We start from the raw sequence: 12,018 nt of genomic DNA, 5'->3' as shown, positions 1-12,018 counted from the left end.
CCCTAGAGGCGTAAGCTCAGGGGCAGGAGGCGGGTATGGACTTTGGCCTACCCAAGGAACGGACGAGCCTAAAAATCCCCCCTGCCCTGGGGGAGGAGGTGCAAGAAGGCCGGGTGGCCCTCACCCCCCAAGGGGTGCGGGAGCTGGTGGCCCGGGGCCACCGGGTCTACGTGGAGCGGGGGGCCGGGGAGAGGGCAGGCTTCCCCGATGCCGCCTACGAGGAGGCGGGGGCCACGCTGGTGAGCCGGGAGGAGGCCTTCGGCCGGGGGGAGGTGGTGCTCAAGGTGGCGCGGCCCACCCTCCATGAGCTCGCCCTCCTCCGCCCCGGGGCCACCCTCATGGGCTTCCTGCACCTGGCGGTGGCGGAAACGGGCCTCGTGGAGGCCATGGCGGAAAAGGGCCTTAGCGCCATCGGCTACGAGCTCATGGGGGAAGGCCCAAGGCGCCCCGTCCTGAAGGCCATGAGCGAGATCGCCGGGCGCATGGCTCCCCAGATCGCGGGGCGGCTCCTCGAGGCCCCCCTGGGCCCGGGGATGCTCCTCTCCGGCCTCCCCGGCATCCCCCCGGCGGACGTGGTGGTCCTGGGGGCGGGCACCTTGGGCCGGGCGGCGGCCCGGGCCTTCCTGGGGGCCGGGGCCTCGGTTTACCTCCTGGACAAGGAGCTTTCCGCCCTGGAGGAGGCAAGCCGGGAAGCCCCCGGGGCCATCACCGCCCTCATCACCCAAAGCCGCCTGGAGCGGTACGTGGCCTTCGCCGACGTCTTGGTGGGGGCGGTGGCGGTGCCGGGGGAAAGGGCCCCCGTGCTCCTTTCCCGGGAGCTCCTCGCCCGCATGCGCCGGGGCTCGGTGCTCCTGGACTTCGCCATTGACCAAGGGGGTGTGGCGGAGACGAGCCGGCCCGGCATCTACCAGGAGCTGGGCGTCACCCACTTCTGCCTGCCCAACGTCCCCGCCCTGGTGCCCCGCACGGCGAGCCACGCCCTCACCGCCACGCTCCTCCCCTTCCTACTTCAGGTGGAGGACGACCCCCTCAAGGTCCCCGCCCTCCGCCAAGGGGCCTACCTCCTCCTGGGCCAGAAAGGAGGCCACCTAGAATGAGCTACCGCAAGAAGCTCACCTCGCCCGAGGACGCCGTGACCCTGATCCGCTCGGGGATGCGGGTCTTCGTCTCCGGCAACGCCGCCACCCCCACGCCCCTCCTCAAGGCCCTCGCCGCCCGCAAGGACGAGCTACATAACGTGGAGCTCGTCCACCTCCTGCAGATGGGGGAAGACCCCTTCGCCAGCCCCGAGATGGAGGGGCACTTCCGCCGCCGCTCCTTCTTCGTGGGCCCGGCGGACCGGGAGGCGGTGAACCAGGGCCGGGCGGACTACGTGCCCATCATGCTCCACCAGGTGCCCTGGCTCTTCAAGCGGCGCATCCTGCCCCTGGACGCCGCCCTCATCCAGGTTTCCCCCCCGGACGAGCACGGCTTCTGCTCCTTGGGGGTGGAGGTGATCGCCACCAAGGCGGCGGTGGAGGCGGCCCCCATCGTGATCGCCCTGGTGAACCCCAGGATGCCGAGAACCCTGGGGGACACCTTCGTCCACGTCTCCCGCCTCACCGCCATCGTGGAGCTGGACTGGCCCCTGCCCGAACTCAAGCGGGAGGGCTTCGGGGAGGTGGAGCGGAAAATCGGGGAGCACGTGGCGAGCCTCATTGAGGACGGGGCCACCTTGCAGATGGGCATCGGGGCCATCCCCGACGCCGTCTTGGCGAGCCTCTCGGGGCGGCGGGACCTGGGCGTTCACACGGAGATGATCTCGGATGGGGTCCTCGAGGCCTTTGAAAAGGGCCTCATCACCGGGGCCAAGAAGACCCTCCACCCCGGCAAGATCATCGGTACCTTCGTCCTGGGCTCGGAGCGCCTTTACCGCTTCGTCCACGACAACCCCCTCTTTGAGCTCCACCCCGCCGACTACGTGAACGACCCCTTCGTGGTAGCGCAAAACCGCAAGATGGTGGCCATCAACTCCGCCATAGAGGTGGACCTCACCGGCCAGGTGGTGGCGGACTCCATCGGCACCCGCATCTACTCCGGCTTCGGCGGGCAGCTGGACTTCATCCGGGGGGCGGCCCGGAGCGAAGGAGGCCGGCCCATCATCGCCCTCCCCTCCACCGCCAAGGGGCATAGCCGCATCGTCCCCTACCTGAAGCCGGGGGCGGGGGTGGTGACCACCCGGGCCGACGTGCACTACGTGGTGACGGAGTGGGGCATCGCCGAGCTCTTCGGCCGCTCCTTGCGGGAAAGGGCGGAGGCCCTTATCGCCATCGCCCACCCCGACTTCCAGGAGGAGCTCACCCGGGCCGCCTGGGAGAGGAAGCTCCTTCCCCGAAGCTACCCGGGCGCCGACCTGAAGGGCAAAAGCGGCGCTGGCTCTTGACAACCCCGCCCCCACCCCCCTAAATAGGGGGCGATGCCGAAGAAGAGCACCCGAGGGACCAGCGCGCCGGCCAAGGGCGGGGCCGCCACCTTGGTGGTGGTGGAGTCCCCCGCCAAGGCCAAGAGCATCCAGAAGATGCTGGGCCCCGCCTACGAGGTGCGGGCAAGCCGCGGCCACGTGGCCGACCTCCCCGAGCGGGAACTGGGGGTGGACGTGGACCGGGACTTCGCCCCCACCTACGAGGTGAAAAAGGACAAGAAGCCCGTGGTGGAGGAGCTCAAGCGGGCGGCCCAAGGCAAGCGCCTCCTCATCGCCACCGACCCCGACCGGGAAGGGGAGGCCATCGGCTGGCACGTGGCCCGGCTTTTGGGCCGCAACCCTGAGGAGCCCATCCGGGTGGAGTTCCACGAGATCACCCCCAAGGTGGTGCGCCAGGCGGTGGAACATCCCCGCCCCATTGACCAGAACCTGGTGGACGCCCAGCAGGCCCGCCGCGTCCTGGACCGCCTTTTGGGCTACAACCTCTCCCCCCTCCTCTCCCTGGAGTTCCGCAAGCGGGCCCTCTCCGCCGGCCGGGTCCAGAGCGTGGCCTTGAGGCTGGTGGTGGAGCGGGAGGAGGAGATTGAGGCCTTTAAGCGGGAGGAGTACTGGCTTCTCCGAGGCCTCTTCCAGGCGGCGGAAAAGACCTTCCCCGCCCTTCTTTACGAGGTGGACGGCAAGCGCCTCTGGGCGGGGCAAGGGGAGAAGGAAGGGAAGCTCCACCTGAAGACCGAGGCGGAGGCCAAGGCCCTGGCGGCGGAAGCCCTCAAAGGGGCCTACCGCGTGGCCCAGGTGGAGGTGAGGGAAAGGCGCAAATCCCCCCCGCCCCCCTTCACCACCTCCACCTTGCAGCAGGCGGCCAGCAGCCGCCTGGGCTACACGGCGAGCCGCACCATGCGCATCGCCCAGCGCCTCTACGAGGGGGTGGACCTCCCCGAGGGCACCGTGGGCCTCATCACCTATATGCGCACCGACTCGGTGCGCGTATCTCCTGAGGCCTTGGCCCTGGCCCGGGAGGTCATCGCCGAGCGCTTTGGGCCAAGCTTCCTCCCCGAAACTCCCCGGGTCTACAAAAACCGCAAGGAAGGCGTGCAGGACGCCCACGAGGCCATCCGCCCCACCGACCCCAGGCGCACCCCGGAAAGCGTGCGCAAGTACCTCTCCGAGGAGGAGTACCGCCTATATGACCTCATCTGGCGCCGCTTCCTGGCGAGCCAGATGAAGGACGCCCTCTACGAGCAGACGGCGGTGGTCCTCGAGGACGAAAAGGGCCGCCTCCGCTTCCGCGCCTCCGGCTCCATCCTCAAGTTTGAGGGCTACCTGAAGGCCTGGGGGAAGGAGGAAGAGGAGGAAGAGCCCCCGGTGCCCGCGGTGCCGGAAGGGGCCGAGGCCAAGCTTTTGCAAATCACCCCCGAGCAACGCTTCACCGAGCCCCCACCCCGGTACACCGACGCCAGCCTGGTGAAGACCATGGAGGAGCTGGGCATCGGCCGCCCCTCCACCTACGCCCCCACCCTGGAGACCCTGGAGAAGCGGGGCTACGTGGAACGCAGGGGCCGCACCCTCCTCCCCACCCCCTTGGGCCGGGAGGTGACCCGCTACCTTAAAGAGCGCTTCCCCCAGGTGGTGGCCTACGAGTTCACCGCCCGCATGGAAGACCGCCTGGACCAGGTGGAGGAGGGCAAGGCCCCTTGGCCCCAGGTGGTCTGGGAGTTTTACGAGCCCTTTTTGGGGGAGCTCGCCCAGGTGCCCAAGAAGACCTGCCCCAAGTGCGGCCGCCCCCTGGAGCTCAAGGTGAGCCGCTACGGGCAGTTCTTGGGTTGCACCGGCTACCCGGAGTGCACCTACACCGAGCCCTTGGAAAAGAAGGAGGCGGAGCCCATCGGGGAAGCCTGCCCCAAGTGCGGCAAGCCCCTCTTGCGCAAGGAGGGGCGCTACGGGAGCTTCATCGCCTGCTCCGGCTACCCGGCCTGCGACTACACCCGGGACGACGGCAAGCCCACGGGCCACACCTGCCCCAAGTGCGGCGGCCGGGTGCTGGAAAAGCGGAGCAAGCGGGGCAAGCCCTACTACAAGTGCGAGGAAAACGCCTGCGACTTCCTTTCCTTCTACCCTCTGCTGGATACGACCTGCCCAAGCTGCGGCTGGCCCTTGGTGAAAAAGGGGGAGGGTGCCTGCATCAACCCGAACTGCCCGGCACACGACCCCAAGCTCCTTCCCGCCCCCAAGGCCCAAGGTCCGAAAAAGGCTAAGAAAAGCGCCAAGGCCCCAAGCGCCCCCAAACCCCCGGCGGACTGGGAGGCCCTGAAGGCCTTCCTCCCAAGCCTCCTCCCGGAAGAGCGCCAGGCGGTGGAAGCCCTGACCCAGGGGAAGGCCCTCGCGGAGGCGGAGGTCAAGCTTGCCCGGCGGGCCCTCTTTAAGCTTCGGATGCAAAAGGGCCGGGCCAAGAAGGAGGTGGCCCCCGCCTGATGGAAAGCTTTAAACTCCACCTCCTGCGCCTAGCCCGGGCGGAACGGGTGGAGGTGCCGGGCACCTCCCTGAAGGCCTACCCCCTCTTGGAGCCGGAGGAGCGCCAAGGGGCCGCCCTTTACCTGCTCCTGGAAGGGGAGCTCGTCATAGACCTCCCCGGGGGGCGCTACCTGCACCTCAGGAAGGGAGAAGCCGCCCGGGTCACGGAGCCCCACCGCCTCCTGCCGGTGGAGCGGGCGGTGCTTGTGGAGTGGGGCTAGGCCCCACCAGATAGACCGCCCCCCAGGGGCGGTAAACGCTCACGAAGCGGTCCTCCCGCACCCGACCGTCGGCGTAGCGCACCTTGCGGCGCACCTCCACCCGGGCCCCTTCGGCGGCGAAGTCCACCTGCCTGCGCGCGCCCGGGGGCAAGGAGGGGTCCAGCACCTCCTTGGGGGGAAGGGGCGGCTTGCGCTCGCGGATGAAGGGGCCTTCCCAGGCGACCTCCCGGTCCTTGGTCCCGAAAAGGTGGAAGCGGAGCTTCGTGCCCACCACGGAGCGCTGCACCAGGATGTAGCCCGGGGTGTCGTTCAGGGCTTTCAGGTCCTTGTAGGGCTGGAACACCGCGGCATCCAGGCCAGGGGGCCTGTAGTAGGCCACCTGGTAGCTGTGGGCGTGGCGCTCCAGGACGGGAAGCCCGGCGAGGAAGAAGGCGCGGAAAAGGGTGGTGGACACCTGGCACACCCCGCCCCCACCCCCTGTTCCGTGCGGTCCCCCACGATGACGAAGGCTTCCCGGTAGCCTTCCTCCTCGGTGATGGGCCCCAGGGCCTGGTTGAAGGAGAAGACGCCTTTAGGGATTAGGAGGCCATCCAGCTTGCTGGAGGCCAACAGGAGGTTGTGGGCCCGCTCCCGGCTGGACCCCCTGAAGTCCGTCTCCCCCGTGGCCAGGTGTTCCCGCACCCCCAGGGCGTAAAGGTCCTTTAGGCTTGGGCTTGGCGGGGTGTAATGCGCGGGGAGGCGAAAGCTTTCCTTCCCCCTGGCCAACGCCTCCCGGTAGGCCAAAAGGGCTTCCTCCTCCACGAAGCTAAGCCCCTTCTTCTCCACCCCCCGCCACCTGCCCTCTTGGTAGACGAAGCGGGGCGGGCGGGGTGGGCGGGCGAGGCGCTTGAGAAGGGCCTTCAGCTCCGCCTCCGAGGCCACGGGGTAGCCCTTTACCCCGGTGTAGGTCACAAGCCTCCCCTCCTCTATGACGTCCTCCTCCAAGACCAAAAGCGCCTCCAGGGGTGGGCTTTGCCCCCAAGCTCCCCCGAGGCCCAGAAGGAGGAGAAGAACCCGCCCCAAGGGCATGTCCCAAGGGTAGCACGCCCTTGGTGAAAGCCTTGTGAAGGATGCCCGCGCCTAGCTGAACATATGGGGATCTACCTTCCCCTATGGCTATGGCCAAGACCACGCCCTCGAGCCCGCCGGGGAACGGGCGGAGCGCCTGGCCTTAGACCTCACCTTCCGGGTCCTCACCCCTTAAGCCCACCGCCCGGTAAAGGGCCTCCTCCTCTTCCCTCGTCAAGTAGCGGGCTTCTCCCAAAGGCAAATCCCCCAGCGTCAAAGGCCCCATGGATAGCCGCTTCAGGTAAAGCACCCGGTTGCCCCGAGCGGCGAACATGCGCTTCACCTGGTGGAAGCGCCCCTCCCGAAGGACCAACTCCACCCACCTGGGGTCCTCCCCCAGGCGAAGCTCGGCGGGAAGAAGCCTTTCCCCGTCTAAAACCGGCCCCTGGGCGAAGGCCTTCTGGTCCTCGGGCGTGGCCGGGTGGAGGAGGTGCGCCAAGTAGCGCTTTTCCACCTTGTGCCGGGGGTGGGTGAGGCGGTGGAGGAGCTCCCCGTCCGTGGTAAAGAGGAGAAGCCCCTCCGTGTCCTTGTCCAGGCGGCCCACCGGGGAAAGATCCCGGGTAGGGAAGCCCTCCAAAAGGGCATAGACGGAAGGCCCTTCCTTGCGGCTCGTCACGTAGCCCGCGGGCTTGTGCAGGAGCACGTGGTGGTGGCGCCGCACCTCGAGGGGCTTCCCGTCCAGGGCCACCTCCACCCCAGGGGGCACGCGCAAACCGGGGTCCCGCACCACCTTCCCCGCCACGGAAACCTGCCCCGCCCGCACGAGCCCTGCCACCTCCTTGCGGCTCCCAAGGCCCAGGTGGGCGAGGAGCCTATCCAAACGCTCCCCCTTCATAGCTCCCTGGCCCCTTCCAGCCGCCAAAGGGCCCCCTTGACGTCTAACTGAGCAAACTCCTCCCGGTCCAAGGGCGCCATCCTCCTTATCCTAAGGGGCATGAGGCTTTACCAGCTGGACAGCTACGCCACCCGCTTTCAAGCCCAAGTGGTGCGGGCCTGGAGCGAAGAAAGGGGGCACTACGCCGTGCTCTCACAGACCCTTTTCTACCCCGAGTCCGGGGGGCAGCCCGCGGACACCGGGGTCCTGCGGGGAGCGTTCGGGGAGGTGCGGGTGCTCCACGTCTACGAGGAGGAAAAAGCCTTCGGGGACGTGGTTCACGTCCTTTCCCACCCCGTCCCTGAAGGGGCCCAGGTGGAAGGGGAGATTGACTGGGAAAGACGCTTTCGGCACATGCAGCGCCACACCGCCCAGCACATCCTCTCCCAAGCCCTTCTCCGTGCCGGGGAGTACCACACCATCGCCGTGAGCCTGGACTCGGCGGTGTGCACCGTGGACCTCGAGGAGGAACCGGAAGAGGACAAGCTCCGCCAAGCGGAGGCCCTCGCCAACTTCGCCGTCTACGCCGACTACCCCGTGGAGGCCTTCTGGGTGACGGAGGAGGAGCTGGCCCAATACCCCCTAAGGCGCCCCCCCAAGGTGCAGGGCCAGGTGCGCCTTGTGCGGATCGGGGACTTTGACCTGGCCGCCTGCGGGGGCACCCACCTCAAGACGAGCGCCCAGGCCGGGCCCATCAAGGTCCTCAAGTGGGAGCGGTACAAGGGGGGAGGCCGGGTCTACTTCGTGGCGGGGTGGGAGGCGCTGGAGGACTACCACGCCAAGCACGCCCTCCTTTCCCGGCTCGCCCTCGGCTTTTCCACCAACCCCTTGGACGTGGAAAAACCCATCCAGAAGCTTCAAGAAGAGCTTTACACCCTTAAGGGGGAAAACCAGGCCCTAAAGGAAGCCCTGGTGGAGGCCCTATTGCCCAGGGCCCTGGAGGAAAGGGCGCTTTTGGTCCCGGCTTCCGTCCTGGGGGAGCTCGCCAAGAGGCTTCTTTCCTGGAGCGACCAGACCTTTTTCCTCCTCTCCCCGGAAGGCCGCTTCGCCCTCCTGGGCCCCAAAAGGATGGAGGTCCTGGAGGGCCTGAAGGCCCTGGGGGCCAAGGGCGGGGGCAAGGAGGTGGTCCAGGGGGCCCTGCCCAAGGAAAAGGTGGCGGAGGCCCTGGACCCCAAGCGGGTAAGCTAGGGGCATGGGGCTTTTTGAGGGGAAGGGCGTCCTGGTCACGGGGGGCGCCAGGGGAATCGGCCGGGCCATCGTGCGGGCCTTCGCCCGGGAAGGGGCCTTGGTGGCGCTCTGCGACCTCAGGCCCGAGGGGCGGGAGGTGGCGGAGGAGGTGGGCGGGTTTTTCGTCCAGGCGGACCTGGCGGAGGAGAGGGACCGGGTGCGCTTCGTGGAGGAGGCGGAAAGGGCCTTGGGCCGGATTGACGTCCTGGTGAACAACGCCGCCACCGCCGCCCCGGGTTCGGCCCTCACGGTGAAGCTTCCCGACTGGCGGAAGGTCTTGGAGGTGAACCTCACCGCCCCCATGCACCTTTCCGCCCTGACCGCCCGCAGGATGCAGAAGGTGGGGGGCGGGGCCATCGTGAACGTGGCCAGCGTCCAAGGGCTCTTCGCCGAGCAGGAAAACGCCGCCTACAACGCCTCCAAGGGGGGCCTCGTGAACCTCACCCGCTCCCTGGCCCTGGACCTCGCCCCCTTAGGCATCCGGGTGAACGCCGTGGCCCCCGGGGCCATCGCCACCGAGGCGGTTTTGGAGGCCATCCTGCTCTCGGAAGACCCGGAGAAGACCCGCCGGGACTGGGAGGACCTCCACGCCCTGCGCAGGCTCGGACGGCCCGAGGAGGTGGCGGAGGCGGTGCTCTTTTTGGCCTCGGAGAAGGCCAGCTTCATCACGGGAGCCATCCTCCCCGTGGACGGGGGGATGACGGCCAGCTTCATGATGGCGGGCCGGCCCGTTTAGCGGTAAAGCTCCCGGGCGATGATGAGGCGCTGGATCTCCGAGGTGCCCTCGTAGATTTCCGTGACCTTGGCATCCCGGTAGTAGCGCTCCACCCGGTAGTCCCGGTGGTAGCCGTAGCCCCCCAGGACCTGCACCGCCTCCCGGGTCACCTCCACCGCCACCTGGCTGGCGAAGAGCTTGGCGGAGCTGGCCTCGAGGGTGAAGCGCTCCCCCAGGTCCTTCTTCCGCGCCGCCTCCAGGACAAGGGCCCGGGCGGCGGCGATCTTCACGTGCATGTCCGCAATCTTGAAGGCGATGGCCTGGTGCTCCCTTAGCTTCTTGCCGAACTGCTCCCTTTCCTCGGCGTAGGCCTTGGCAATCTCGTAAGCGCCCCGGGCGATGCCCACCGCCTGGGCGGCCACCCCCACCCGACCCGAGTCCAGCCCCGCCAGGGCGTAGGCCAGGCCCCGCCCCTCCTCGCCCAAGAGGTTCTCCTCGGGAACAAAGACCCCCTCCAGGCGCACCTCCGCAGTATGAGCGGCGTGGAGGCCCATCTTCTCCTCAGGAGGGCCGAAGGAAAGCCCCTTGGTGTCCTTTTCCACCAGGAAGGCGCTGATGCCCTTTTCCGTGCGGGCCATGACCACGTAGAGGTGGGCCTGGCCGGCGGAGGTGATCCAGCTCTTCACCCCGTTAAGCTCGTACCCTCCCGGCACCTTGCGGGCCTGGGTGCGGAGGCTTGCGGCGTCCGAGCCCGCATGGGGCTCCGTAAGGCAGAAAGCCCCGATCCACTCCCCCCTGGCCAGGGGCACCAGGTACCTCCGCCTTTGCGCCTCGGTGCCGAAGCGGAGGAGCATGTACTGGGGAAGCCCGCTGGTCACGGAAAGGATCACCGCCACGCTGGGGTCGGCGGCGGCGATCTCCTCCAGGGCCAAGGCCCAGGTGACGGAGTCCAGGCCCACCCCGCCCCAGGCCTCCGGGGTGGTCATGCCAAGAAGCCCGAGTTCCGCCAAGGCGCGAAGCTGCGGCCAAGGGTACTTCCCCTCCTTGTCGTACTCCGGGGCCAAGGGGTAAAGCACCTCCTTGGCCACCTTCCGCACCGTGTCCAAGACCAGCTTCTGCTCCTGGGTAAGGGTCATCGCCCCCTATCGTATCACCGCAAGGAGGCAAAAAAGCGTCAGGTTCCGCCCCAACGGGGGGCGCGCTCCGCCTTCAGGCCCAGGTGGTCCAGGATGCGCTGGGTGACGAAGCCCAGGAGGTCCTTGATCTCCCGGGGCCGGTGGTAGAAGCCGGGGCTTGCAGGAAGGACCACCGCCCCCGCCTCCGCCGCCTGCACCATGGCCCTGAGGGTGGGAAGGGGCAAGGGTGTTTCCCGGGGCACCAGGATAAGCGGCCTCTTCTCCTTCAGGTGCACGTAGGCCGCCCGGGTGAGGAGGGTGTCGGCGAGGCCCAGGGCGATCTTGGCCAGGGTGGCGGCGGAGCAGGGGACCACCACCATCCCCCGGGTGGGGAAGGAGCCCGAGGCGATGGAGGCCCCGAGGTCCGCATCCTTATAAACCCGGCTCGCCAGGGGGTAAAGGTCCTTGGGGCTTAACCCCACCTCCTCCCAAAGCACCCGCTTGGCCCCTTGGGAGACCACCAGGTGCACCTCGGCAAGGCCCTGGAGGGCCTCTAGGAGGTCCAGGGCGTAGGGCATGCCGCTCGCCCCCGAAATCCCCACCACCACCCGGGGTAAGGCCTGCATGCTTCCCATCCTAAAGGGAAAACCCCAGGCCCTTTAGACCTGGGGGGCACCCCGTGGAGCGGGGGCTTACTTCAGCTCCACCACCGCGCCCACGGCCTCGAGCTTCTTCTTGATCTCCTCCGCCTCGGCCTTGGGGATGCCCTCCTTGACGGGGCCGCCCTTCTCCGCCAGGTCCTTGGCTTCCTTGAGGCCGAGCCCGGTGATGGCGCGAAGCTCCTTGATGACCTCCAGCTTCTTGGCCCCGGCATCCTTGAGGATCACATCAAACTCGGTCTTCTCCTCAGCGGGGGCCGCGGCCGCCGCCTGGGCCGGGGCCGCCGCCACCGCCACGGGGGCCGCGGCGGTCACGCCCCAAGCCTCCTTGAGGGCGTCAATGAGCTGCTTGAGTTCCAAAACCGTCGCCTGGGAAAGCTCTTCCTTGATGCGTTCAATGTCCAAAGCCATCTTCTACCTCCTACGCCGCCTTCTTCTCCGCGTACGCTTCCAAGATGCCTACCAGTTCCCGGGCCACACCCCCCAAAACGCCCACCAGCTCGGCCATGGGCGCCTGCAGGACGCCCACCAGCTCCGCCCGGAGCTCGTCCATGGTGGGGAGCTCCGCCAAAGCCGCCACGTCCTTGGCCGAGAGCACCTGGCCCTGCAGAAGGCCGCCCTTGGCCTCGGGGATGCCCTTGGGGTTCTTCTTGGAGAACTCCACCAGGGCCTTGGCCGCCGCCACCGGATCCTCGTAGAAGATTACGGCGCTCGGTCCCTGAAGCCCATCCAGTTTGGGCAGGCCAAGCTCCTCCAGGGCGATGCGGATCAGGGTGTTCTTGGCCACGAAAAGCTGCGCCCCCTTCTCCTTTAGGGCCTGGCGCAGGGCGTGGGTTTCCTTGGCGGAAAGCCCCTGGTAGTTCACCAGGAAGAAGGAGCCACGGGCCGCCTCAAGCCTTTTCTTGAGGGCGGCGAGAAGCTCAACGTTGCGCTTGTTTGGCACGCCTTCCTCCCTTTTGGGGCAGGGGAACCCCAACCGGTTTTCGGGCTTTACGAAACGCTCCCCCTCAAGCGCCTCGGCGGGATGTTTAAGGCCTTTAGCCCCCCGCTGTCTTGGGCCTGGGCGCACATGCGCCCGGGGTGCCAACCTGAAGTCTACGGGAAGGGGGGCCTGGCGTCAAGCCAGGCCGC

At 68.1% G+C, this 12,018-nt stretch carries 11 protein-coding genes and 1 pseudogene; 6 read left to right on the top strand and 6 right to left on the bottom strand.

Going from position 1 to position 12,018, the window contains the following annotated elements; all coding sequences use genetic code 11:
* The first annotated feature begins 35 nt into the window (after window positions 1-35).
* From QT17_RS06310 to QT17_RS06295, 4 genes are read left to right on the top strand one after another with little or no spacing between them, the layout of a single operon-like run.
* On the top strand, window positions 36-1,097 hold the full coding sequence (locus QT17_RS06310; RefSeq protein ID WP_039457945.1) for an alanine dehydrogenase: 1,062 nt from the start codon (window positions 36-38) through the stop codon (window positions 1,095-1,097).
* The gene (locus QT17_RS06305) at window positions 1,094-2,422 is read left to right on the top strand and encodes an acetyl-CoA hydrolase/transferase family protein (RefSeq protein WP_039457944.1); all 1,329 of its coding nucleotides are present in this window, start codon (window positions 1,094-1,096) and stop codon (window positions 2,420-2,422) included. Before QT17_RS06310 ends, QT17_RS06305 begins: the two co-directional genes overlap by 4 nt.
* 33 nt (window positions 2,423-2,455) lie before the next feature.
* The gene (gene topA / locus QT17_RS06300) at window positions 2,456-4,930 is read left to right on the top strand and encodes a type I DNA topoisomerase (RefSeq protein WP_039457938.1); all 2,475 of its coding nucleotides are present in this window, start codon (window positions 2,456-2,458) and stop codon (window positions 4,928-4,930) included.
* The gene (locus tag QT17_RS06295) at window positions 4,930-5,190 is read left to right on the top strand and encodes a hypothetical protein (protein ID WP_039457935.1); all 261 of its coding nucleotides are present in this window, start codon (window positions 4,930-4,932) and stop codon (window positions 5,188-5,190) included. The genes topA and QT17_RS06295 overlap by 1 nt, the downstream gene beginning before the upstream one ends.
* On the opposite strand, the pseudogene QT17_RS06290 reads toward QT17_RS06295, so the two are convergent.
* Window positions 5,132-6,258 (bottom strand): annotated as a pseudogene (locus QT17_RS06290) (VanW family protein). The gene QT17_RS06295 and the pseudogene QT17_RS06290 sit on opposite strands and share 59 nt — an antisense overlap.
* Before the next feature lie 142 nt (window positions 6,259-6,400).
* A complete protein-coding gene (locus tag QT17_RS06285; RefSeq protein ID WP_039457933.1) occupies window positions 6,401-7,132 on the bottom strand; it encodes a pseudouridine synthase in 732 nt (243 codons plus the stop codon).
* 99 nt (window positions 7,133-7,231) lie between these two features.
* Here QT17_RS06285 and QT17_RS06280 point away from each other — a divergent pair, with 99 nt between their 5' ends.
* Together QT17_RS06280 and QT17_RS06275 are read left to right on the top strand one after the other, a co-directional pair.
* Window positions 7,232-8,359, top strand: a complete 1,128-nt coding sequence (locus QT17_RS06280; RefSeq protein ID WP_039457931.1) for an alanyl-tRNA editing protein — start codon at window positions 7,232-7,234, stop codon at window positions 8,357-8,359.
* 4 nt (window positions 8,360-8,363) lie between these two features.
* The gene (locus QT17_RS06275; protein WP_039457929.1) at window positions 8,364-9,134 is read left to right on the top strand and encodes an SDR family NAD(P)-dependent oxidoreductase; all 771 of its coding nucleotides are present in this window, start codon (window positions 8,364-8,366) and stop codon (window positions 9,132-9,134) included.
* Here the strand turns inward: QT17_RS06275 and QT17_RS06270 are convergent.
* From QT17_RS06270 to rplJ, 4 genes are all read right to left on the bottom strand, one after another.
* A complete protein-coding gene (locus QT17_RS06270) occupies window positions 9,131-10,249 on the bottom strand; it encodes an acyl-CoA dehydrogenase family protein (RefSeq protein WP_039457927.1) in 1,119 nt (372 codons plus the stop codon). The two genes, QT17_RS06275 and QT17_RS06270, sit on opposite strands and share 4 nt — an antisense overlap.
* Before the next feature lie 38 nt (window positions 10,250-10,287).
* Window positions 10,288-10,854, bottom strand: coding sequence for a UbiX family flavin prenyltransferase (locus QT17_RS06265; protein ID WP_039458062.1), 567 nt, complete (start codon window positions 10,852-10,854; stop codon window positions 10,288-10,290).
* A 66-nt stretch (window positions 10,855-10,920) separates the two neighbouring features.
* Window positions 10,921-11,298 (bottom strand): 50S ribosomal protein L7/L12, encoded by a 378-nt coding sequence (rplL, locus tag QT17_RS06260; protein ID WP_039457924.1) that lies wholly within the window; start codon window positions 11,296-11,298, stop codon window positions 10,921-10,923.
* Between the two features lie 10 nt (window positions 11,299-11,308).
* Window positions 11,309-11,830, bottom strand: a complete 522-nt coding sequence (gene rplJ / locus QT17_RS06255) for a 50S ribosomal protein L10 (RefSeq protein WP_039458060.1) — start codon at window positions 11,828-11,830, stop codon at window positions 11,309-11,311.
* Window positions 11,831-12,018 lie beyond the last annotated feature (188 nt).

The organism is Thermus sp. 2.9 (assembly GCF_000794385.1).
In the GTDB taxonomy this organism is placed as follows: Bacteria; Deinococcota; Deinococci; order Deinococcales; family Thermaceae; genus Thermus; species Thermus thalpophilus.
This window is presented reverse-complemented; position numbering and strand designations above follow the sequence as displayed.